Raw genomic sequence first — 22,510 nt, forward strand, 5'->3', positions numbered from 1 at the left:
GTCACATCACCAGTGAAATTCGCGATCTTTTACTTCTAAGTCATCTCGTACTAAATAATCCGTAATTCTGCGACGGTTATTGAATTGTTTGTGCACATAAGAAAGCGTAAGAGAGTCTTTACTTAGATACAGGATTTTAAAAAACTTCTCATTAGATTCTTGCTGTAATAATTCAGGAATTTGATCACTAGTTAATTTTAAATAATAGTCTCCTTTTTCGGAAGATGTGATTTCCCAAGTGGCTTCTAAAGAAGGACCACAATCTCTTTGCAAATCATTGTTATCCTTTACGAGTCCGCTTTCGCGAAAGCGTTGCCTGTATTTTAAAAAGCAATCCCCCATATTCATTCTTGTTTTTCCATTATATCGCTTTGCAATTTTCCAAGTCTTGACTGAATCTGCCGTTAATAAGTGTACAGCATTTTCAGGAATGATATAAGGTTCTTTTGTTTTGTCTTTACACGATATAAAGACGCTGAAAAGAATACAGGAAAAAATTGCATATGGTTTCATATCTCTAAAATACATATTCTATATTTCTATAAGGTATTAACGTATCGTATCACACCAATTAGATAGTGTATTTGTATCTTAGGAGGAAATTACGAAGTATGTCCAAATTATTTTCAATAATTGTAATGGTATGTATTGCATCATTTAGTTGTCAAAAACACACACAACAACAAAATGGTATGATTACAACGGTATCAGGATTACAATATAAAATCCTGAAAGAAGGGACAGGAGAGGAAGCAAAATTGGGTCAAGATGTTCAGATACACGAGAGTACTTCGTATAGAGATGGAACACTTATCTTTTCTTCAGAAGGAATGAAACCACTTCAATTTACACTGGGAGGAAAAATGGTAATTCAAGGAGTAGATGAAGGCGTACGCGGTATGAAAAAAGGAGAGATTCGTAAACTTATTGTTCCAACTTCACTAAGTAAACGCTCTAGTTATCCACCCATATTATCTAAAGATTCCATTTTAGTTTATAGAATAGAACTTATTGATATCATACACTAAACATCCTACTATGAAAGAGGTTATTGAAAAATTTTATACTGCATTTGCGGCCAAAGATCCAGAAGCAATGATTGCTTGTTATCATAAAGATATTCAATTTGAAGATCCTGCATTTGGCGTGCTTACGGGCGAAAAGCCAGGTCAGATGTGGCGTATGTTATGCGCATCTCAAAAAGACAAAGAGTTTCTAATTGCTTTTTCTGATATCACGTATGATCAAGGAAAAGGAACGGCACATTGGGAAGCCAAATATAACTTTAGTAAAACCGGACGTAAAGTACATAATAAGATAGATGCTACTTTTGAGTTTAAAGATGGTAAAATCATCAAACATATTGACACCTTTAATCTTCGTAAATGGGCCGGACAAGCATTAGGTTTTAAAGGAGCCTTAATAGGAGGCACTAACTTCTTTAAGAATAAATTACAAGCGCAAACTAAGAAAGCACTGGATGTATTTATAGCAATGCAAAAGGATTAATTCGCAGTATTTGATGTTACGGTTTTTATTTTGATTTAGTACGACAACTACCTCTTCAGGTATTTTATTATGTTGTCAATTATTCCTTGTTTACATTTTTACACGTTAACACTAATTAACATAAGAGGAAGTAGGAGTACCATAAAATGAATTGTTTAATAATAAAGAATTCATTATTCAAAAAAAAACAATTATGAAAAAGTCCCTTTCTCTCTTATTCGCTTTATCCTTAGTATGTATGTCTTTTCAGTGCGAGGATGAACCCAATGAAGTTATCATAACAAATAACTTTAAAGCTACTGTATCTACTACAAATGTATCTCTAAATGACACCTTGTGGATTACTGGCAGAGTATCTTCACAAGCCTTTAATGAAACACTTGGAGACTCCATCCCTAATGATTTTAACAATGGGGATTTAGTTTCTATTTACAAGCTAAGACCTGCTATGGATCAAAGTAATAGTGTAGACGCTATTAATAATTTTGAGATCATTGAAGAAGTTGGACAAACTTCCCGTTTAGGTGCATGTCCCAATGGTGGTTTAGCTATTGAAGGGACACTTTCTGAAGACAGTTCTGAATATCGTTATGAAATTGGTTTAAAACCAGTGGAAGAAGGAGACTATGTACTCAGTTGGAATTTTGATACTTCTATAACAAATACCGATAGGAATACAGAAATCTTATCTAATTATCCTGTAGATGGCAATCCAAATACGTTAGAGTTTGACAATTGTGGTATTGTTTCTACATTACCTAACATTGATACTTCTACAAAATTATATTTCTTTTCTGTGGAATAACTAAAGGTTAAAAAAATGCCTAGTCATTTTGACTAGGCATTTTTTTTATGAATGTTTGATCTTTACGTACTATTATATAGTCGTATAAGAATATTATGAATTACCTACTATAATTAGGTGCCTCCTTTGTAATGGTTACATCATGTGGATGGCTTTCATTAATACCACTTGCAGTGATTTTTACAAATCGGCCATTTTCTTTTAAAGCTTCTATAGTACCAGCCCCACAATATCCCATTCCTGCTCTTAGGCCACCTACAAATTGGTGGATGCTTTCATTCAATTCTCCTTTATAAGGTACGCGTCCTACAATTCCTTCTGGTACTAATTTTTTAATATCATCTTCTACATCTTGGAAGTAACGATCTTTTGAACCTTTTTTCATGGCCTCTACAGAACCCATTCCGCGGTAAGACTTAAATTTACGTCCTTCATAAATAATAGTTTCTCCAGGAGATTCTTTGGTACCGGCTAGTAGTGATCCTAGCATCACACAATCTGCTCCAGCTGCAATCGCTTTAGGAATATCACCTGTATAACGAATACCTCCATCAGCAATTACGGGTACACCAGAACCCTTAATAGCTGCTGCGCATTCTAATACTGCCGAAAATTGTGGAAAACCTACACCAGCAACAACACGTGTTGTACAAATAGATCCTGGTCCAATTCCTACTTTAACAGCGTCGGCTCCAGCTTCTACTAGGTATTTTGCCGCTTCGCCTGTAGCTATATTTCCTACCACACAATCTAAATTTGGGTATGCAGCTTTCACATCTTTCAATACCGTTACTACGCCTTTTGTATGTCCATGTGCTGTATCGATTACAATCGCATCAACTCCTGCTTTTACTAAAGCACCAGCACGCTCTACAGCGTCACCAGTAACGCCAATAGCAGCTGCAACACGTAAGCGTCCAAATGAATCTTTATTTGCATTTGGTTTTAAGGTAAGCTTCGTAATATCTCTAAAAGTAATCAGCCCTACCAATGTATTGTCATCTTTAACAACGGGTAGTTTTTCTATTTTATGATCTTGTAATATTTCTTCTGCTTGTGCAAGTGAAGTTCCTTCTTCTGCAGTCACTAGATTTTCAGAAGTCATTACTTCTGATACTGGGCGATCGTTATTTTTCTCAAAACGAAGATCTCTATTGGTTACAATCCCTAATAGTTTTCCTGCATCATCTACAATAGGAATACCACCTATACTATGTTCGCGCATTGCATTTTTTGCATCAGACACGATAGAGCTTAATGGTAGTGTTACTGGATCTATGATCATTCCGCTTTCTGCACGTTTTACTTTACGCACCTTCATGGCTTGTTGCTCAATCGTCATATTCTTGTGAAGCACTCCAATACCACCTTCTTGTGCAATCGCAATTGCCATACGGCTTTCGGTAACTGTATCCATAGCAGCAGATACAATAGGCACATTAAGTGTAATGTTTTTAGTAAACTTTGCGCGTATACTTACGTCTCTTGGGAGTACTTCAGAAAAAGCTGGGACAAGAAGTACGTCATCATAAGTAAGACCTTCTCCTAAGATTTTGTTTTCGTGTGCAGTCATTGCAATTATGTTTTATTAGTTCGGTACTTCTATATACTATTTTGATAAAATCAGTATATGCTTTCGCGAAAGCGTAAAAACTAAGAAAAGTTCCTACTAGTTAACATTTAATTGCGTGCAAAGATAGTGATAAAATGAAGACTTTAAGCAAAGGAAACTTAATTCTTATAAGCGATCCATTCTTTTAAGTGCATAAAATTCTATACTATTATTAGTGATTGCATTATTGACCTTTATAAGTACGTTTTTTAAAGTCTATATCGTATTTATACTACATTATCTTAATTCAATCTAAATACAAATGCTTTGAAAACAGCTATTTATATTGTTTCTAAAATTATTGGTTTTTAAATTGTATGTACTTAATCACTAAAAAAAAGAATTATGGCTATTAGACTCGCACACAATTGTAGTAATTGTGATCAATTAAAAGACGGAAATTTTTGCGCAAAACACAAGGTGCATGTAAATACTCATTATACGTGTGATAGCTTTGAAATGAAGGCTTCACTTAAGGATGAACGTAATTGTGTTACTTGCTCTCGATACGAAAAAAGTGATTGTGCAAATCCAGAAAAATCTGCTCCAGGTATGTTATGCGCTTCATGGGCTCCACAAGCGCAAGCTTAACGAAATACGACATAAAAAAAGCCTTATGGTATATGTCATAAGGCTTTTTTTATGTCGTATTACTTGTTATTAAAACTGGTGTAAATTCTAGTTCAAAAAAAACGTATAATCAATATCTAATAACGATAGATTTTCAAATGGCTTTTGGGTCTTTTGCATAATCAAATCTTTTAATGATAATAGCTCTTGTTTATTAAACATCATAGATAGGTTTTGTTGCATAGTCTGAATAGGAATTTTACGTTTTATAACCATACGTTCATACTTCATTTCCCAATATTCTACTTCAATACCAGATACATACCGCTTAAAAGACTCTAGTTCTCTAGCAGTAAATTCTATATATAAATTATTAAATGTCAAATGATATACTTGGCAATTTTCACAAAAAGAAAGTTGTCCGTCACAGTTTTTAGCAATTGTTTTTACTTGATGACACATACTACTATTATTTTTTTAATAACAATCCATGAATAGTTGTTGATTCTTTTCAAAATATATTAATGGACGTTTTAATTCTTCATTTGAAACCTGTTCTAACAGCTCTAACACTTGATACTGCATTGCTAATGATCCGCATATCATAATCGCACCTCCTGTAGTCAATACTTCGGCTATAAGAGCTCGTTTTGTAGCTAAAACATCTTGCACATACTGTTGATTTCCTTCTCTGGAATAAGCATTTTTATAAGATTTTATACGCTTTCGCGAAAGCGCACGACGCATAAACTTCTCATACATTGCAAAAGACTCTTCTGTACGACCTCCCCAAAATATATGCATTGGGATTTGTTTTGTGTTTTCTTCTATCATTCCTAAAAAAGGAGCGATTCCAGTTCCATTTGCAATACATATAATAGAACGCGCATGTTTAGGGAAATGAAACTTCGTATTCTTTTCTAGAGTACCACTTATTTTGTTGCCCAACTCAAGCGTACTCATGTATGAAGAACATTTCCCTTGGTCATGCTTCTTAACACTTAACACAATTTTCTTATCTATTTTCGCTACAGAATACTGCCGTGCTTTTGTTTCATTTTCTGGCGTAATCGCTACCAAATCCCCAGATTGAAATGGTACTCTTTTCGCACTTTTTAACTGAAGTATAAAGGTGTCATCCTTATTAAGATCTGTCTTTTCTACAACAGTAAAGCTGTGTAGCTTCTTTTTATTTTGACGTATAGATGCTTGTAGTGACATTTCTGTGTGTGTATTCCAATCGTGTACCCAATGCTGAAAGGAATCTTCAGATTGATCATCTATTTTATGTAAAGGCATCACAGGTTGATACATAGGGTTTTTATGTAATAATGCATCTACACGTATTGCAAATCGACAATACTTTGGATAAATAGATGATCCGAAGCCTACTACTGCAAATTTTAAAGGAGTTATAGGGGTGATTTTTGCTACTAATTTTTCAAAATTACGAGCATTTGTAGGGGCATCTCCATCTCCATACGTGGCCGTAAAGATGAGTAAATGTGTGGCTTTTTTATAGGTACTATACTCATTTAGTGAAGACATAAAAACAGTTTTCCCTTGTTGAACAAGCGATCTATGCACCGCTCTTGCAAACGTATATGTGTTTCCTGTTTCTGATCCTACCAATAAAATATATTCACTAGCATCTTTACCTTGAGAAACTATTGGCTTTTCTGATTTTGATTTTTTACTACGCTTTAAAGTCATAGCAATACCAGAGTATATAAAAAACAATATACTCATACTAGCGACTAGTAACACCAATGACCAAAGTACACTCCCCTGACCTGTATGCAATCTAAAACTTAATTGAGATGCTACTCGAACAAATGGATATGTTAACTCGCTTACAACAGCACCATTATATTGATGTATGAATAACTCTTTATCTAGTAATGCTACTTCATAATAGTCTTCGGTATCTTCAGAAAAAGGAAATGTTATTTTTCGCACTTCATTAAGAGAAGTTTGCTTAAAGATTGGGAAATCAATAAGATCTAGTGATGGTTTATTTTCAGTTCCATCAACATCCCAATGATGCTGTAAATCACTTTCAGGTAGTAAGGAAAACTTCTCTGCAGAAAGATACACTCCTGTGATCGCAAGTATTAAAATAGGATATAACAACCACCTTCCTAAAATAACATGATACCGCTGATTAAAATTACGTTCTTGAACCTTTGTATAGAGTTTTAAAAAACCTCCTTGTCGTTGTGCCAATACTAAAAGTCCTGTGACTGCGATCAAACAAAGCAATAGAGATACCAATCCTATAAAAAACCGTCCTATACTTTTTAAGAAAAGTGACCTATGAAGGTTTGTTGTAAAACTAAAAATAGGAGCTCTCTCCTTTACTTCTCCAAGTATCTTTCCTGTAATAGGGTCTATATACCCTGTCTGACTTTCTCCATCTTTAGTAATGACAGATGCTATGACAAAATCTGAAGGTGTTACTTCAAATTCTAATACTTCATCATATTCATTTTTGAGCGTTTGGATAGTTTCTCCTAAAGATATTTCATGGAGGTTGTTTACAACATAAGGTTGTATACTATTAGATATAGGTTCAAATGCTAGAATAATTCCAGTGATAGAAGCTATAATTAGAAATAAAGCAGAAGATATAGCCAGTACTAAGTGACTATACCTCCAGAGAGAAAGTACCATATATGAATGTATTATTGAGGTATCATACGGATATATCGAATAAATCCTTTTCCTTCTACTTTACTTTTTACACTTTCTGATGTCAACTCAAACTGAACATCATCTACATAATACTCCTGGTCTTCTACAGCAGTTTCAAATCGGATGCTATAGCCAGCATCTATTTTATCACTTGGAATTTTCAGCACATTAATTTTACGCTCTCCACCACTTATGGTTGCTCCAGAAATCGCATCTATATCTGGACGGCGTTTTCCGTAAAATTTCCACCATTCTGTAATATCACTATACCACTCTTTATCTTTTCCCTGCACATATAAGGTTTCTTCATAGGCTCCTTCAGGGTTGATTAATGAAACTACGATATAGGCTCCTTCCCCTGTATAATTTACCATTTGAATCATACATTTTACTGAAGTAGTTTCTCTAGGTTTTGTAAAAGCAACCAATAAAAAAATAGCGCAAATGGCGATGGTGCTTTGTTTGATAATACGTTTCATATTACTTAAGAAAATTTAATGGTGTTTGTTGTTGTTGTAAAAGTTCATTTTCACTAGCGAGATCTAATACCGTTTCATCAAAATCCGTTTTTATGGTTTTATCGGCTCCTAGACTTAATAGGCATTTAAGGATTTCATCATTTTCTGCTTTCATTGCTGCAATATGCAATGCGGTATACCCTTCATTATTTTTAGCATTTACATCTATATCAAAAGCAACTACTCTTTTTAATAAAGCAAGATTATTTTTCTGTGTCGCAAGGTGCAATAATGTATTCCCATCATATTGTGTTTGATTCATCGACAAACCATTTTCTTGAAGTAATTTCAATTTTGCATCAAACACTTTTGAATCTTTTGCCCTAAATGTATTCAGTAAATAGTATGCTAGTGAATTTCCATCTTTATCCTTGGTTTGGATATCGGCTCCTTTTTCTAATAAGAAGGCTACTACATCAGAGGTATTCCGATTGACAGCCATCGCAAGTGCAGAGCGTCCGTTTTCATCTTTTACATTGAGATCCTTTACATACTCCGATAAAAACTGAACAATTTCTAATGTATTGCTATTTGCAGCATTCATAAAAGGAGAATCTCCGTCTTTATCTTGTAAATTCACATCCACTCCTTTTTCTATAAAATATGAGAAAATAGCAGAGTCATTAGATTTATAAGCAATCGCATGTAAAGGATTACGACCACGATCTCCTATCACATTAGGTTGAATTCCTAAACCTTCTAAAAAAGTATAGGTTTCCAATCCATTTTGCGAGCGACGTGTCCCTTGACTTGCAAACAAGATGGCATTACCTCCTTCTTTATTGACTGTATTTGGATCGACTCCTTTTTTAATAAGTAATTTCAAAAATGGGACATTTCCATTTCTAGCCGCATACGTAAAGAGCGTGTTTCCTTTGGGGTCTTTTTCTTTTACATCAAATCCTTTCGTTATAAAATAAGCAAGCTCTTTTTCATTTTCTAAAGAAGACGCTATTAAGAATAATGCGTTTACACCATCCTTATTTTTTTCTTGAGTAAGTATCACACCATTCTTTTCAAATAAATCATACACTTTTGTATTCTTTTGACCTGTTGAGGCTGCAAAGGTTACTGGTGTATTTCCATGACTATCTGTGATATCAATAGCTGCTCCTTTTTCAAAAAGATGCTCCATAATTCCTGTATTGCCTTTGTATGCAGCCCAGAAAATATAGGTACGACTATCATGCGTTCGTTTCTTTACGTCATTTCCTTCTAGCGAAAGAAGATACTTTATAGCATTCTCATTTGTGTTTTCAAGTAACGCATATACGACAGCATCAAAAGCATTACCATTGAGCTCAGAAGGATTATTTCCTGCTTTGATATCTTCTTTTATTTTTTCTACAGAAGGATTTTCTTTCCAGTAATCTCGTTGTAAGAAAACATTATTTTGAGCAAATACGAGTTGCGAACATACAAGTACTACTCCTACACAGATATATTGTATTGATTTCATATTATGGTTTTTTTATAAAAGATTCAATGACAGGATTAATCTGTACAGATTCAGTAATGGCTTCATCAAAAAGGTGTTTGTATAATGCTTTATTATCCACTTTAGCTTCTAATGACAAATCACTTTTTCTCCCATATACTTCTTCCCATTTAACACGAACTAACTCCCATTTTTGGGTATGCTCTTGCCACCATTTTGCAGCAGCAGCGCAACGACTCTCGTCTACTCTCTTATAGGTATTGTAGCCTTTTTCTTGGGCAATCACCATATCCTCTTTTCCTGCTTCACGTATCACTTTATCATTATCCTGATCATGAATCCATCCTTCTGAGGTAATCTCTTGACGATTTCCACGTACGGTAATATTATAATCACTACGGGTTGTATATTCTCTACGTGGTAATGGTGCATCTGTTCTATTTTCCCAAAAACTCTTGCCATCTACATGTACCCATGTTGCAGATCCTTCATATCTAGGACTATCATCTACTTGATATACTTTCTGCGTCCATTGTCCTTTTACATGGTCTTTAGGTTTTTGTTCGAAACGCCACTTATTATCTCCATCGTACATATAAAAATCTTGGTTTTCAAACATCCAATCTTGCCTCCAATGCTTTACAATATGTGGTTGAGAAGGGTTTCCAACTTGCAAAAGATGCTGTATAGACACCTTATTTTTTTCATCAGCCACCAATGCTGCATATTCTAGAGCTGTAGAGGTTTCTGGGTGGGATGGTTTATATAAAGAATCTCCACTGTATTCAAATGTTTCAACAAAATTAAAAGTCACTTCAAAACAACCACACATTTTCTTTATAGCCGCTGCGTCTTGTTTTTTTTTGTTTTGTGCATGTACTATTCCTAGCATAAAAATTGCAATAAGTGCAATCACAGTTCTTTTCATGATATCTCTTTTTAATTGGATTAATTGTTCGTGTGCAAAAATAATTATTTTTATTAAATCTAAATAAGAATAATTTATATATTTGCTCACTATTAAGAATCATTCTAGATAAAATGAAAGCTAACTACCTACTAATCTTAACGTTATATTTTTTTGCTTTCGCGAAAGCGTATACACAAGAAATACAACCTCAAAAGAAAAAAGACACTACGCGCGTCTCTGAACTTGATGAAGTTGTTCTTACAGCAACCCGCACAGAACGCCAATTATCATCATTACCACTACCCGTTACATTAGTTTCTGGCAAGACTATCAAACAATCTGGAAGTTTACGAATAGACGATATTCTGGCAGAACAAACTGGTCTCGTTCTAGCTACAGATGAAAGTGGTTTTGAAGGCATACAAATACAAGGAATAGATTCTGATTATACGCTTGTATTAATAGATGGAGTTCCTCTTGTAGGAAGACGGGCTGGTAATTTTGACCTAAGCAGACTTACCGCTGGGAATATAAAGCAAATCGAGGTTGTAAAAGGGCCTTCTAGTAGCTTATATGGTTCTGAAGCATTAGCAGGCGTTATTAATATCATTACTAAAACACCTAAAAATGAGAAGTTAAAAGGAGAAGCTTCTTATCGTGTAGGTTCCTTTACAGAACAGGATATTAACCTTTCATTCCAACAAAAGAAAGGAAAAATACGATACGCTATTTTTGGGAATCGTTTTTCAAGTGAAGGGTATGATCTCACCCCAGAAACAGTATCTCAGACGGTAAATCCATTTGAAAACTATACGTTTAATGGCAGATTTTATTATGATTTTTCAGATCGATTAAAACTATTTGCTTCTGGGCGTTATTTTGATCAATCACAAGATTCTGGATTTTCTTTTACAGATACCAATACCAATGGAGAACAAGTAATTATTACTGCTGCTGGTGAAGCTAATGAACAAGACTGGAATGGGCATGTACGATTGGATCAAGAGTGGAATGATAACCTAACCACTTCATATGAATTGTACTATACAAATTACATCGCTGAATCCCTTGCAAGAGATACTGATACCGATACAATTATTACCGATACATTTTTTGATCAACAATTAGTACGACCTGAAATACGCAGTAATTACACTTTTGAAAATGAAGGTACTCTAACAGCAGGTGCTGGGTACCAATACGAATCATTAGATCGTTCGTTTTTTGATGAGCAAGTGAGTTTTAATTCGCAATATGTATATGCACAATATGATTTTAATCCTATTGAAAATTTGAATATAATCGTTGGAGGGCGCTTTGACAATCACTCTGAATACAGCAACCAATTAAGCCCTAAAGTAGCTTTACGCTATAATATTACAGATGAACTAGCCTTAAAAGGTTCTGTAGGGTATGGATTTAAAGCGCCCGATTTCAGACAACTTTATTTCAATTTCACCAACTCAACAGTAGGATACACAGTATTAGGTTACAATGCTGTACCAAATGAATTACAAACATTATTTGAACAAGGGCAATTAGCATTAGGACAAAATATATCTACTGTAGAAGGGCAAGCAAATGTGAATGAAATCATTTCTCAATTTGATGATGCATTAAAAGCCGAAAGTTCAGTAGGATATAACATAGGGTTTACTTATCACCCTTTTAATGAACTTACCCTAGATATTAATGCCTTTAGAAATAACTTTAGCGACCTTATTGACACCCAAGTAATCGCAAGAAAAACAAACGGTCAAAATGTATTTAGTTATAAAAATTTTGACCGCATTTATACAGAAGGACTTGAGCTGAATGCTACTTATAAAATCACACAGCATATTAAAATTAGTGGTGGTTACCAATTATTATATGCCTTCAATAAAGATATTAAAGACCAAGTAGAAAATGGAGAACTCTTTGTAAGAGACGAAGACTTGACCTCTATTCCACTCTCTGAAGATGATCACTTTGGTTTTTTTAATAGATCAAGACATACCGCTAATCTCAAACTCTTTTATAACATTCCAAAATGGACATCCAATATCAATGCTCGCGTCATTTATCGAAGTAAATACGGATTAGGAGATACCAATGGAAACGGAACATTTGATGCCTTTGATGACGATGCCATAGTAGTAGATGGTTTTGCTACTGTTAATATAGCTGCTAGTAAAAAGCTATTTGACCACTTTGAAATACAAGCAGGAGCCGATAATCTGTTTGATTTCCAAAATACTAACATTCCTGGAATTCCAGGAACTCGAGGATACGTGAAAATTAATTACCAATTTTAATATATATACAACAATGAGAAAAGGATTTTATTTATTAGTACTAGTTAGTTTCATTATTGCTTCATGTAGTAATGATGATGACGGAGGTGAGGTAGCTTGCGCAGAAAACACATTCTTTGAAGATAGCGATGGCGATGGCTTAGGAAATGCCAACGAATCACAAAGTGCCTGCGAAGCTCCAGAAGGTTTTGTTGCAAATTCGGATGATAATGATGATACGCAAGCATTAGCAAATCTGATTACTGCATCTATTACAGACGTACATGCCCCACAAGAAGGAGGACAAGGGCAACCCATTTCAGGAGATTTTACCAAGTTTGATCTTGATACAGGACAAATCACAACTAGCGATACAGATTGGGATATTGCTTTTAGAGCAACGACCATTATTGTAAATGGTGGTGTCTCACAAGGAACCACAGACGAGCCAGAGAGAACTGGTAATGCTGGCGCTTATATCGCTACAGGAACGATGAGTGATATTACATCTGTAGACACCAATTTGTTTGTTCAAGATGCTGCCGATATACTTGCTATTCCTTCAGGAAGTGATAATGGTTGGTATAATTATTCAGGACCTCCATTATTCTTAATTACTCCTTTACCAGGGAAGATTTTAGTATTTAGAACTACAGAAGGTCGTTATGCAAAAGTCGAAATTTTAAGTTATTATGAAGGCGCTCCTTCTAATCCTGATACAACAGTAGATGCTAGTAGGTATTTTACATTTAATTATGTGTATCAACCTAATAATAATGTTACTGTTTTTTAAATCAAAAATTAATCACTTACTAAAAAAGCCTCTCATTTGAGAGGCTTTTTTAGTATCATATCGATATCCTTTTATTACAACTTCACTTGCAGGGTCGTATAAAACGCTAGTGGCTCTGCAGGAATAATTCCTGGTCCAGGATACCCAGTGGCTCTTCTCGTAAAATACGATTCATCTAGTGCATTATTAATACCTGCTTCTAATCGCCAACGTTTATAAGTATATGCCGCAGAGATATCTAAAATACCATACGACGGAATACTTCCTTCTATACCACGTTGATTATCATTTACATCTTGAGGAGCATTAGTTGCATCTGTAAATTGTTCTGTCAAATAGGTATATTGAATACTTGCCGTTAAATTTTTATATCCAAAGTTTATACCCGTTTTAAGGTTTACATCAGGAATAAATTCTACTTGATTCCCTTCTACCCCTATTTCTTCAGAGTTTACATATTCAGATTGTGTCAAAGCTAGGTTTGCAAATAGATTTAGTTTGATATTTTCTTTTTCTTCAAAGAATGTATTTCTCACATTCCAATCTCCAAAAAATTCTAGTCCATAAATAAACGCATCACCTATATTTCCTCTTCGTCTCTTAATACTATTATCAGTATCTGTAAACAATACTTCCCCCAGACGTTCGTCATAACGCACTCCAAATAAGCTCACATCATAAGACAATTTATTATCGATACGACCTCTCGCACCAATGTCAATGGTAAATCCTTCTTCATCAGTAATATTTTCATCAATTACAAATGATGGATTTACAATACGAATATCACTAAATGTCACCGATCGGTAATTTTGACTTACATTTCCATACAATTCTATTGCCTGATTTAATCTGTAGGTTATACCGGTTCCTAATAACACAAAGTCACGTTCAAAAGTTCTGTTATCTGGTACTTCTTCATTTAATAAAGGATTTCCAGCTAAGTCCAACACAATATTTCTAAACGATCCTTCACTTTCTGTTTTGATATATTCAAAACGAAATCCTGGTGTTACCGTAAGTCTATCTGTAATATTAAAAATATTTTCTCCAAAAACAGCTAGGTTTCTATTTGGGAGGTCAAACTGTGCTTGACGTTCAAAATTTGGAAATTGATCATCTGCAAAAGAAAAATCAGCATCTGCGGCGGTGGTACCTGGTCCTTGACGTTGATTATTATTAGCGTCATAATATTTAGACCCTACCAAAAGTACAGCATCTTTTTTTCCTATGTTATAACGTGTCAATAATCGTGCTTCTGCTCCCCAATTTGAAAAATCATCTACCAAAACTTCTCTTGGCTCTTCTAAATCATCTGACTGAGAAACTCTATTTTGACGAAATCCTACAGCACTTCGCCTCGCATCTAATCCGAATAGATGTAAACTAAAATCTGTTTTCTGACTAAATTTATGATCTAAACGTAACGAATATACTTTCCAATCGATATCAAACCAATTACGATCTCTATTACTAAAATCTGGATCTTCTAAAAATTGAACATCTGTAAGTCCTCCAGCTTGTTTTGCTAGGTAATTAAATAAGGTAAGCTCTCCTGTAATAGTTGTTTTCTCGCTCAATTTATAACCTACGTGTGCAAAATAGTTACGGCTATTAAATTGGGAATTGGGGCGAAAACCATCCCCTTCTTTATAATTAAAATAGGTATAATAGCTAAATTTCCCAACTGTTCCACTTATACTATTAAAAGAAGTAAGCAACCCAAACGAACCCGCAGTTTGTCTTGATATAAGTTCTATTTTCTTATCTGGATTTGGTTTTTTAAATTTGAAATTTATCAATCCTCCAAACTGTGTTCCATACTGTAAAGACGCGGCACCACGTACTACTTGTATCTCACTCAATGCTTCTGCAGGAGGTGTATAATAACTTTCTGGATACCCCAACACATCTGCGCTGATATCATAATTATTCTGACGAATATTAAAATTGGCCGAACGATTAGGATCCAATCCTCTCCCTCCAATATTTAATTGTAATCCCGCATCTCCATTCTCATAAATATTCAACCCTACTACTTGGCTATAAATTTGACGAGGTGCATTTGCCGCAAGGTTTCCTGTGATTTGATCGATCAGTACTACCTCACTTTTTTTACCTGCATAAATAGCTGTTCCTTCTACCTTCTTTAAAGAACGTAATGCAAATATTTTTTCTTTACGCGTACTTAAAACAACTTCAGACAAAGATTCTCCTAGAGGTACTAGACTGTAATTCTTTTGAGTATTTCCCTGAACCGTAAGTGGCTCTTCTACGAGCTCAAAGGAAAGTCCGAAAACAGTAAGCACATACGTACCTTCTTGTACATTTTCAAAAACATAAGCTCCTTGTGTATCAGTTGTGACTACTTGATTCCCGCCTTGTAGATAGAGTTCTACGTCAGCCAATGGGGTATTGGTATCGTCTGTAATAACACCAGAAACAGTATACTGTGCTTGTGCATAAAATGATAGTAGTATAAAAAACAATAAATTATAAACCTTTAATCTCATCAGTGAAGGGTTTGATCCAATTTTTGTGTGTAAATGATTCTTTTATTTCTGCCAGATTTACATCTGGGTCTATATATGTGGTACTCAACCGCCCATTAAGAGCTACGTATGATTCTACATACACCTCAACATTTTTATGACCTTGCGCTGTAAAATGATCGCGAAGATAATGTGCATATTCCAATATAAAGTCAGGCTGAAAGCTCATTTGTTTTTCTTGTAAGGGTGTCAAGAAATCTGCATTATTCACATAAAAGCGTTTGCCCGTCACTCCATCTTTGATTTTGAATTGTGCATATCCTGATTTTTCCATGAGCATCACACGCCAAGAAAAACGATACCCTTCTTCTGTCCAAAAAAGCTCTCCTGGATAAAAAGCATATCGCCAAGGGAGTAGTAATTGGATACAAAAGAACACGACCACAACTCCTACAGACAGTTTGTATCGTTGTACAGAAAGGGGTTTCCAAACGGTAGTTCCTTCTAAAAGTTCTTTGGGATATTTTATCGCTTTCGCGAAAGCGTATACCACTTTCTTATGCAAACTAGCATCAAAAAATATCAATGCGCTTACAATCATGATGTATGGGAACATTCCTATCGGGAATAAAACGCGTGTCAATACATGAAAGATCACCACCATCACAAAGGCAAACGTACGCGTAGGCTTCCAGAGTAATAAAAATGGAATAAACAGATCATAGCCAGCGCCTATCCAACTAAAGGCATATTGCGCCCATTCTTGACTTACTATATCTCCAATCAAAGGAATATCAAATTTTGAAGGTAGCCATATTTTAAGGGGCATTGCTTCTAGTAACCAATCACTGTTTAATTTGGCAAGTCCTGCATACACATAGACAATTGCTAATACTAATTTAATGCTATCAATGGTCCAACGCGGTACATATCCAATAGCCATTGTTGTAGAAAGAGGATCTTTTTGTTTACGCTTTCGCGAAAGCGTATCTAGCGAAAAATAATGCCCTGCAGGTACAAAAATTAATAAGAAACTAAGTATAGAAATGAAATAGTAATGATTGAGATACATGGTTTTATCCATCAACTCTATGTATGTAAAGCTCAGAAAAAAGGTAATCATTGCAAAGCGACACTTCCATCCTATTGTGATCATCACAGCACTTGCGGCACAAATACCGAATAAAAGATAGGTCCATTCGCCCCAAGGTCGTACCCAACTAAAGCCGTAAAATGTAAAATGAAATTCTGGAGTGATGTAAAATTTTTCAATCCATCCATAACTCCAAAAACGAATAATACTCACAAACATCAGAATACCAAAAAACACACGAAAGACCGCTAATGGAGCGGCCTCTATGTGGCTATTCAAATATGTTTGGAGTTTTTTATTCATGAAGTCCTAATCTCCATCTGCATCTGCAAAGTCAATGCTTATACTTAATGCACTTACTGCATCTACTTTTAATAATGGTACAATACGTTGTACCTCGTCATATGCATTTAAAAATGTAGTGGGTGGATTATTTTGTAATTCTTGTTCAAAGCTTCCTAAACTCTGAACAGCTTGTCTTGCTGAATTAAACTGATTATCTATAATCGTACTTAAATCTGCACCATCTTTGATGATATTCAACTCATCAAGGTAACTACTTAAACTTTCGCCTAATGCATTTCCATTATAAGCGCGACCATTAAAAAAGTCTTGTACTGCATCTAATCCTTCTAAAAAGAATTGTTTAGATAGGTCTCCTGCATAGAGTGCTTCTATAGTATTAGGCTCTACAGAACCTGAGAATACACCTCCTGGAATTCCCATTTTACCTGCTCTTAAATGTCTTTCATAATAAAAGATATAATCGTTTACTAGGCGATCTACAGAAGCGGTAGAAGAAGAACCATTATTATTTACAAAGGTATCTCTAAAACCTCCTTGCCATTCGTTTAATACAGTTGTGATAAGAGTTTGCATATCTGCTACAATATCTTGAAGGTATTGCTTATATAAATCTCCTTCTGCTCCATTGTAAATAGAAAGTATCGTTGCTTCATCTGCTCCAATTCCAAAAAGAAGATAATCTAATGCTGGAAACCCTTTAGCTGCTCTATTAGAAGATAAAGCTAAGTCATAAGAACCCGAAGCGATATTAGTTTCTATGGTAGTAACATTTGCAGGAAAGATATTTACATTTAAACGAAGCCCTACAATTTCGGCAGGCCCATTTTCAAACATAGATACACGTTGCCAGGTAGTGTAGGCATCTAACCAAGCAGCTCTGATGGCTGTTAAGTCATTTGAATTTCCTACAAATGCAGCAGTTTCTGTTTGAAGTGTATTTACCTTAGATTGAAAATCTACATAGCCAGGAACAATAATATTATCTGCCCAATTTTCTAATAGCGCAGTTCTATCAAAAGATGAAGGTGTTGGATCTGGTCCTCCTGTTGGATTGTCACCGTCATCACTAGAACATGCATATGCAAATAAAACTAACGCAATAATTCCTAAAAATCTTTTCATTCGTATTGTTTTTTACCACCAAAAGGGAGCACTAAGGCTCCCTGTATTTGGGTTTTTCTTTTAATTAATTTACAGCTTCTGCTTGTGATACTGTAAATGAAAACCTATTTGCAATGGTACTAGACATTTCATCTAATGTTGCTGGTGTTACATCCCAGAATCCATTTCCTTCAGTTAACTGATCAATAAACCCTTGTACTTCTACTGCTGAAAAATAAGGAGCATTCGTTTCTGGATTTCTTGTAAACTGTAAACTATAGATAAATCCAAATCCTTCAGAAAGATCATGAAAAGCACCTCCTAAGTCATTAGATTCAATTCCGTTTTTACCTTGTTGTAAATAATAAACAGCACGTATTCCAACCACTTCAGAAATTAATTGTCTTAAGATGGCAGCTTGCTCATCTCTTACTTCATAATTCTTGGCAACAATAGCTGCACGTCCTAATTTATATGCGTCAAAAATAGCAGCGGCAGTTCCAGCAAAATCGCTGTCTCCTTCTACTCTTCCAATATATTTATTTAAGAAGCTATCATCGTCTCCGATAGTAGGGTTTGGATTTGTAAGATCTGCTGCAGTACCATATGCATATCCATAAGCTTCATCCCACTTATGTTCCATATTGGTATATGGTTTTCCTTCTGCTACGATATCATTATCATTATCTGCTATATTAGTTCCTGCATCTAGTACTGCAGTTCCTAAATAATTATTAAGCGCTTGGTCTACCATTAAAGCTCCTATTAATCCCTTTGTTACTGCTTGATTATATTCTAATCCTTTAGAATTAATGTAACGTGTACTTCCTCCATCTGCTATTTGACCCGGAACACCAGCTTCTGCCACAGTACTTTCTCCTGGAAATACTTCATCTATTTGGGCAGAAATAAGATCTGCAAAAAATTGTTTGATGGTTGCAGATGCTGCACTGTTATTACTAAAATAATCTTGAGAAGCTGCTACTTTTCCTCGTACGTTTTTATCTGAAGCATTTAAATCTTCACTTGAAAAAGGAGTGTTTTCATTAGCATACATATCTAATAACAATTGCTCTGAGGCTGTATCAAAATCTAACATGGTAGCGATTAACTCTTCTCCCATGAGGATACGTGTAGTTTGTCCTGAAAAACTTACGGTAGACTCTCCGTCTCTTTCAAAAGAATAGGTAACAGGAGTTTCAATATTTACAGGATCTGGACCCGGATCTACAATGACTCCGTCATCATCATTGCTACAAGAAGTAAAAGCTAAAGTCGTAATGGCTAGTGTGGAAAATAGGATTTTTTTCATTTTTATTTAGACTTAATATAAATAACGTTTTTAATTACGACGACAAAAATAAGTCAGAGAAATCATTTAGCCAAGTTTATTTAGATTAAATTTAAATAAGCAATGTTAAGTTTTAGTTATGTGCCAGCAATTGTAGATTATAACTGGGTTTGCAACTCTGCTCGTACAGACTTCACCCAAGTTTCCAAGAGCTCTTTTTCTTCTTCAGAGAGGTTTCCGTGTATCAATGTATAGGATTCTAATGGCATTTCACCTTCTTCTACTTCTTCCACAAGCTCATCTAATTTATGATCTTTCTTCTTTACAGAATAGCTTTCCCATTTTGCAAAATCAAGATGTTCTTTACCCTCTTCTACATGATCTGCCAGGAAAAATGAAAAAGGAGCTACTTCTGCATACCAAGGATATACAGTTGTATTACTGTGACAATCGTAGCAGTTATTTTTAAGAATTGCTTTTACTTCTTCAGATGGTTTTGTCTCTGCTTCAAAAGCAGCAATATCAGAATAGTCTCCTATATTTTTATCAGGTCTGATAAATTGAATAATAACCAATGCTATAAGCGCTACAATTGCGATAATCTTTACAACTTTACGAATCATGAGGTGTGTATATTTTCGACAAAAGTAAAAATATATGAACGTATTTACAATACTATTTTTAATTATTCTAAATAAAAGAAAGTTAACAATAAGTATCGTAATACGTTGCTCGTTTGGATACTTCAGATTTAATAAAGACTTTTACAGCAATGAATATATACACAACGCTCCAAATAGGAGCTTTCCACACGAATCATTGCGAAGATTTCCTTATTACCGAACAAATTTCCTCCCATCATAAATTAATAGCAGTGCTTGACGGATGTACTATGGGCACTGAATCTGTTTTTGCATCTATGCTTTATGGAAAAATTTTACGAAAGATTGCTAAAAGCACATTCTATAAAGAGTTTGTTACCAACAAAACTCTAGATTTAAAAACAACTCTTAAAGAGGTTCTTAAAGAAGTAATGAAAGAAACGGTTGTTATCAAAAACCAATTGGGACTAGAAATAAACGAATTACTAGCTACTCTTATACTAGGAATTATAGACACAACATCTCATGCAACAGAATGTATCACCATTGGAGATGGTTTGATTTATATAGATGGAAATACGTATGAGTATGAGCAAAATGATAAGCCAGATTATTTAGGATATCATTTATATGACGATTTTGACACTTGGTATGATCATCAAGAACAAAAATTATCGATCCCAAATTTTAAAGATATGTCGTTTTGTACTGATGGAATATTTACCTTTAAGCATTTAGAAAATAAAGAAAAGCAAAAACCAGTATCAGAAATTATTGAATATGTATTACAAGATACTGAGCATATGGAATATGACACTTTATTAGATAGAAAAATACGTCATTTAAAGAATCAATGGAAGCATGTTGTCACAGATGATCTTGCTATTATAAGAATTATAAATACCCCATGAAACTAGTATATCTCAAACAAAATTGGTCAGGTTATTTTACATATCCTATCTATGATGAGAAAGGAGAATTCGTAAATCAAGAACATCGTATTCCATTTGATATGACTATTAGTATACATGACAATGTATTTATAGGAACTGCTATTGACCAAGAATCAAAGCATCTCTTTGACAAGCCCGCAGAAGTAAAAGGATTTATAGAAAAAAATCTGATTAGCTTTACTAAACAATACCCTTGTCTTTATTTTTTAAATGATCAAGGAGAACTTGCTATAGATCCAGATAAACCACATCCCGAAATACGATATACAGGTTTTTTAAATGATGATAAGAATGAGATTATGGGGAAATGGGAAATGAGTATAGAACCTGAACAAGGGGATTGGGGAGAATTTGAATTAAAAAAAGTATAATGAATGATTTTGCTATAGAGTATTTAGATCATGTTGCTATACGTGTGAAAGATATAGAAGTTACTGCTTCATGGTATGAAAACGTTCTTGGACTTAAACGCAAAGTAGTTCCAGAATGGGGAGAATATCCTATTTTTATGCTGGCAGGCAAAACGGGTATTGCCATATTTCCTGCTACACTAGATGACCCACCTCTGAATGCTTCTTCAAGAAACGTAAGAATAGATCATTTTGCTTTTTATGTAAGTATGGAAAATTTCGCGAAAGCGAGAAAAAAATACGAAGCCTTACAACTAGAATATATTTTTAGAGATCATACACACTTCCATTCTATCTATACAGAAGATCCTGATGGCCATACTGTAGAACTTACCACTATTATTGGAGATTCAGATACATTTTATGGGTAAGTAGTATGTAAGATCCATTCAGATGTAAACATAAAAAAGCCTTCTAAAAAGAAGGCTTTCATTTATACATATTTCAATATGTTTCTTTTTAGTGACATCCAGGGCTCAATTTGGTGTTTACTTTATGTTTCATATCTGAAATAGGTTAAGTTATTCAAAGTAACTAACGTTTGTTAGACTATTTTATTGTTTTACTATTATATAATCAAATAGCGTACCAATTAAATATTTAGTACTGAAGAGATTGATCTGAAATCAGTATCTTAAAAAACGTATATCATATACCCTTTTTTAAAAATTAAATAAGAAGAAGAAGCCAAGAATATTTAAAAAAGAAATATTTTTTTTACTTTTTGTCCCCTTATTAAAAAACAGCTTCGTCTTAGAAGTAAACAATCTTTAATTAAAAACGACAATTATGAAAGAATTTATGATGATTTTTACGGGAGCTGATTATGCTGATCTTGGATTATCTCCAGAAGAGTTACAAAGCCGCATGGGAAAATGGTTTTCTTGGGGTGAGAAAATGGAGAAAGCAGGTGTTTTACGTGGCGGTAATGCACTTACACCAAACATGCGCAGAGTTTCTGGTCAAGATAGAACGGTAACAGATCTTACCTCTGCCGAAGTAAAAGAAATTGTAGGTGGTTATTATATTGTAGAAGCAAAAGATGTAGACCAAGTACAAGACATTGCACAAGATTTCCCTGATTATGATTTAGGAGGTACTGTTGAAATTCGTGAAATCATGGTTTTTGACAAATAA

22 protein-coding genes are annotated in these 22,510 nt (G+C 34.5%); 10 read left to right on the top strand and 12 right to left on the bottom strand.

The annotated features are described in order from the left end of the window. Positions 1 to 6: 6 nt before the first annotated feature. Entirely contained in the window at positions 7 to 513 is a 507-nt protein-coding gene (locus tag CHB80_RS20660) for a lipocalin family protein (protein WP_179218230.1), read from the bottom strand. A 98-nt stretch (positions 514 to 611) separates the two neighbouring features. On the opposite strand from CHB80_RS20660, the gene CHB80_RS20665 reads away from it, so the two are divergent. The 3 genes from CHB80_RS20665 to CHB80_RS20675 all read left to right on the top strand — a co-directional run bounded on the left by CHB80_RS20665 (position 612) and on the right by CHB80_RS20675 (position 2,314). Further along, positions 612 to 1,028 (top strand): FKBP-type peptidyl-prolyl cis-trans isomerase, encoded by a 417-nt coding sequence (locus tag CHB80_RS20665; protein ID WP_089373410.1) that lies wholly within the window; start codon positions 612 to 614, stop codon positions 1,026 to 1,028. 10 nt (positions 1,029 to 1,038) lie between these two features. Further along, positions 1,039 to 1,509 (top strand): nuclear transport factor 2 family protein, encoded by a 471-nt coding sequence (locus tag CHB80_RS20670; RefSeq protein ID WP_089373411.1) that lies wholly within the window; start codon positions 1,039 to 1,041, stop codon positions 1,507 to 1,509. Between the two features lie 193 nt (positions 1,510 to 1,702). Continuing rightward, positions 1,703 to 2,314, top strand: a complete 612-nt coding sequence (locus CHB80_RS20675; protein ID WP_089373412.1) for a hypothetical protein — start codon at positions 1,703 to 1,705, stop codon at positions 2,312 to 2,314. Between the two features lie 100 nt (positions 2,315 to 2,414). Here the strand turns inward: CHB80_RS20675 and guaB are convergent, their stop codons facing one another. Continuing rightward, entirely contained in the window at positions 2,415 to 3,887 is a 1,473-nt protein-coding gene (guaB, locus tag CHB80_RS20680) for an IMP dehydrogenase (protein ID WP_089373413.1), read from the bottom strand. Positions 3,888 to 4,271: 384 nt separating this feature from the next. Here guaB and CHB80_RS20685 point away from each other — a divergent pair, with 384 nt between their 5' ends. Then, positions 4,272 to 4,517: a hypothetical protein gene (locus tag CHB80_RS20685; RefSeq protein ID WP_089373414.1), complete on the top strand. Its 246-nt coding sequence runs from the start codon at positions 4,272 to 4,274 to the stop codon at positions 4,515 to 4,517. Between the two features lie 87 nt (positions 4,518 to 4,604). Here the strand turns inward: CHB80_RS20685 and CHB80_RS20690 are convergent, their stop codons facing one another. Genes CHB80_RS20690 through CHB80_RS20710 form a run of 5 tightly spaced genes read right to left on the bottom strand, consistent with a single transcriptional unit; the run spans position 4,605 to position 10,074 of the window. After that, entirely contained in the window at positions 4,605 to 4,958 is a 354-nt protein-coding gene (locus tag CHB80_RS20690) for a DUF6686 family protein (protein WP_089373415.1), read from the bottom strand. 15 nt (positions 4,959 to 4,973) lie between these two features. After that, the gene (locus CHB80_RS20695; RefSeq protein WP_089373416.1) at positions 4,974 to 7,169 is read right to left on the bottom strand and encodes a PepSY domain-containing protein; all 2,196 of its coding nucleotides are present in this window, start codon (positions 7,167 to 7,169) and stop codon (positions 4,974 to 4,976) included. A gap of 11 nt (positions 7,170 to 7,180) precedes the next feature. Beyond that, entirely contained in the window at positions 7,181 to 7,669 is a 489-nt protein-coding gene (locus tag CHB80_RS20700) for a DUF2271 domain-containing protein (protein ID WP_089373417.1), read from the bottom strand. Between the two features lies 1 nt (position 7,670). Further along, positions 7,671 to 9,167 carry an ankyrin repeat domain-containing protein gene (locus tag CHB80_RS20705; protein ID WP_089373418.1) on the bottom strand — a complete coding sequence of 499 codons (1,497 nt, stop codon included), beginning with the start codon at positions 9,165 to 9,167 and terminating at the stop codon, positions 7,671 to 7,673. A gap of 1 nt (position 9,168) precedes the next feature. Beyond that, a complete protein-coding gene (locus CHB80_RS20710; protein WP_089373419.1) occupies positions 9,169 to 10,074 on the bottom strand; it encodes a DUF6607 family protein in 906 nt (301 codons plus the stop codon). A 113-nt stretch (positions 10,075 to 10,187) separates the two neighbouring features. On the opposite strand from CHB80_RS20710, the gene CHB80_RS20715 reads away from it, so the two are divergent. After that, entirely contained in the window at positions 10,188 to 12,353 is a 2,166-nt protein-coding gene (locus tag CHB80_RS20715; RefSeq protein ID WP_089373420.1) for a TonB-dependent receptor plug domain-containing protein, read from the top strand. A gap of 13 nt (positions 12,354 to 12,366) precedes the next feature. Continuing rightward, complete coding sequence (locus CHB80_RS20720; RefSeq protein ID WP_089373421.1) at positions 12,367 to 13,125, top strand: HmuY family protein; 759 nt, start codon at positions 12,367 to 12,369, stop codon at positions 13,123 to 13,125. 74 nt (positions 13,126 to 13,199) lie between these two features. Here CHB80_RS20720 and CHB80_RS20725 read toward each other — a convergent pair whose 3' ends face one another. The 5 genes from CHB80_RS20725 to CHB80_RS20745 all read right to left on the bottom strand — a co-directional run bounded on the left by CHB80_RS20725 (position 13,200) and on the right by CHB80_RS20745 (position 20,031). Beyond that, complete coding sequence (locus CHB80_RS20725) at positions 13,200 to 15,638, bottom strand: TonB-dependent receptor domain-containing protein (RefSeq protein ID WP_089373422.1); 2,439 nt, start codon at positions 15,636 to 15,638, stop codon at positions 13,200 to 13,202. Next, positions 15,619 to 17,013: an HTTM domain-containing protein gene (locus CHB80_RS20730; protein ID WP_089373423.1), complete on the bottom strand. Its 1,395-nt coding sequence runs from the start codon at positions 17,011 to 17,013 to the stop codon at positions 15,619 to 15,621. Before CHB80_RS20730 ends, CHB80_RS20725 begins: the two co-directional genes overlap by 20 nt. Positions 17,014 to 17,019: 6 nt before the next feature. Continuing rightward, on the bottom strand, positions 17,020 to 18,138 hold the full coding sequence (locus tag CHB80_RS20735) for an imelysin family protein (protein WP_089373424.1): 1,119 nt from the start codon (positions 18,136 to 18,138) through the stop codon (positions 17,020 to 17,022). 64 nt (positions 18,139 to 18,202) lie between these two features. Next, on the bottom strand, positions 18,203 to 19,429 hold the full coding sequence (locus CHB80_RS20740; RefSeq protein WP_089373425.1) for a DUF4856 domain-containing protein: 1,227 nt from the start codon (positions 19,427 to 19,429) through the stop codon (positions 18,203 to 18,205). A gap of 137 nt (positions 19,430 to 19,566) precedes the next feature. Next, on the bottom strand, positions 19,567 to 20,031 hold the full coding sequence (locus CHB80_RS20745) for a heme-binding domain-containing protein (RefSeq protein ID WP_089373426.1): 465 nt from the start codon (positions 20,029 to 20,031) through the stop codon (positions 19,567 to 19,569). A 149-nt stretch (positions 20,032 to 20,180) separates the two neighbouring features. Between CHB80_RS20745 and CHB80_RS20750 the strand changes: the two genes are divergently transcribed. The 4 genes from CHB80_RS20750 (at position 20,181) to CHB80_RS20765 (ending at position 22,510) form a co-directional block, all read left to right on the top strand. Further along, on the top strand, positions 20,181 to 20,921 hold the full coding sequence (locus CHB80_RS20750) for a protein phosphatase 2C domain-containing protein (RefSeq protein WP_089373489.1): 741 nt from the start codon (positions 20,181 to 20,183) through the stop codon (positions 20,919 to 20,921). Continuing rightward, positions 20,918 to 21,334, top strand: coding sequence for a hypothetical protein (locus tag CHB80_RS20755; protein ID WP_089373427.1), 417 nt, complete (start codon positions 20,918 to 20,920; stop codon positions 21,332 to 21,334). Before CHB80_RS20750 ends, CHB80_RS20755 begins: the two co-directional genes overlap by 4 nt. Next, the gene (locus CHB80_RS20760) at positions 21,334 to 21,744 is read left to right on the top strand and encodes a VOC family protein (protein ID WP_089373428.1); all 411 of its coding nucleotides are present in this window, start codon (positions 21,334 to 21,336) and stop codon (positions 21,742 to 21,744) included. The genes CHB80_RS20755 and CHB80_RS20760 overlap by 1 nt, the downstream gene beginning before the upstream one ends. A gap of 418 nt (positions 21,745 to 22,162) precedes the next feature. After that, on the top strand, positions 22,163 to 22,510 hold the full coding sequence (locus CHB80_RS20765; protein WP_089373429.1) for a YciI family protein: 348 nt from the start codon (positions 22,163 to 22,165) through the stop codon (positions 22,508 to 22,510).

Origin of the sequence: Dokdonia pacifica (genome assembly GCF_900188275.1) — a bacterium.
GTDB classification, from domain to species: Bacteria; Bacteroidota; Bacteroidia; order Flavobacteriales; family Flavobacteriaceae; genus Dokdonia; species Dokdonia pacifica.

Excerpts from the sequence above, each read along its gene's own strand:
- CHB80_RS20660 (WP_179218230.1), bottom strand. The coding sequence starts at position 513 with ATGAAACCATATGCAATTTTTTCCTGTATTCTTTTCAGCGTCTTTATA.
- CHB80_RS20665 (WP_089373410.1), top strand. The coding sequence starts at position 612 with ATGTCCAAATTATTTTCAATAATTGTAATGGTATGTATTGCATCATTT.
- CHB80_RS20670 (WP_089373411.1), top strand. The coding sequence starts at position 1,039 with ATGAAAGAGGTTATTGAAAAATTTTATACTGCATTTGCGGCCAAAGAT.
- CHB80_RS20675 (WP_089373412.1), top strand. The coding sequence starts at position 1,703 with ATGAAAAAGTCCCTTTCTCTCTTATTCGCTTTATCCTTAGTATGTATG.
- guaB (WP_089373413.1), bottom strand. The coding sequence starts at position 3,887 with ATGACTGCACACGAAAACAAAATCTTAGGAGAAGGTCTTACTTATGAT.
- CHB80_RS20685 (WP_089373414.1), top strand. The coding sequence starts at position 4,272 with ATGGCTATTAGACTCGCACACAATTGTAGTAATTGTGATCAATTAAAA.
- CHB80_RS20690 (WP_089373415.1), bottom strand. The coding sequence starts at position 4,958 with ATGTGTCATCAAGTAAAAACAATTGCTAAAAACTGTGACGGACAACTT.
- CHB80_RS20695 (WP_089373416.1), bottom strand. The coding sequence starts at position 7,169 with ATGGTACTTTCTCTCTGGAGGTATAGTCACTTAGTACTGGCTATATCT.
- CHB80_RS20700 (WP_089373417.1), bottom strand. The coding sequence starts at position 7,669 with ATGAAACGTATTATCAAACAAAGCACCATCGCCATTTGCGCTATTTTT.
- CHB80_RS20705 (WP_089373418.1), bottom strand. The coding sequence starts at position 9,167 with ATGAAATCAATACAATATATCTGTGTAGGAGTAGTACTTGTATGTTCG.
- CHB80_RS20710 (WP_089373419.1), bottom strand. The coding sequence starts at position 10,074 with ATGAAAAGAACTGTGATTGCACTTATTGCAATTTTTATGCTAGGAATA.
- CHB80_RS20715 (WP_089373420.1), top strand. The coding sequence starts at position 10,188 with ATGAAAGCTAACTACCTACTAATCTTAACGTTATATTTTTTTGCTTTC.
- CHB80_RS20720 (WP_089373421.1), top strand. The coding sequence starts at position 12,367 with ATGAGAAAAGGATTTTATTTATTAGTACTAGTTAGTTTCATTATTGCT.
- CHB80_RS20725 (WP_089373422.1), bottom strand. The coding sequence starts at position 15,638 with ATGAGATTAAAGGTTTATAATTTATTGTTTTTTATACTACTATCATTT.
- CHB80_RS20730 (WP_089373423.1), bottom strand. The coding sequence starts at position 17,013 with ATGAATAAAAAACTCCAAACATATTTGAATAGCCACATAGAGGCCGCT.
- CHB80_RS20735 (WP_089373424.1), bottom strand. The coding sequence starts at position 18,138 with ATGAAAAGATTTTTAGGAATTATTGCGTTAGTTTTATTTGCATATGCA.
- CHB80_RS20740 (WP_089373425.1), bottom strand. The coding sequence starts at position 19,429 with ATGAAAAAAATCCTATTTTCCACACTAGCCATTACGACTTTAGCTTTT.
- CHB80_RS20745 (WP_089373426.1), bottom strand. The coding sequence starts at position 20,031 with ATGATTCGTAAAGTTGTAAAGATTATCGCAATTGTAGCGCTTATAGCA.
- CHB80_RS20750 (WP_089373489.1), top strand. The coding sequence starts at position 20,181 with ATGAATATATACACAACGCTCCAAATAGGAGCTTTCCACACGAATCAT.
- CHB80_RS20755 (WP_089373427.1), top strand. The coding sequence starts at position 20,918 with ATGAAACTAGTATATCTCAAACAAAATTGGTCAGGTTATTTTACATAT.
- CHB80_RS20760 (WP_089373428.1), top strand. The coding sequence starts at position 21,334 with ATGAATGATTTTGCTATAGAGTATTTAGATCATGTTGCTATACGTGTG.
- CHB80_RS20765 (WP_089373429.1), top strand. The coding sequence starts at position 22,163 with ATGAAAGAATTTATGATGATTTTTACGGGAGCTGATTATGCTGATCTT.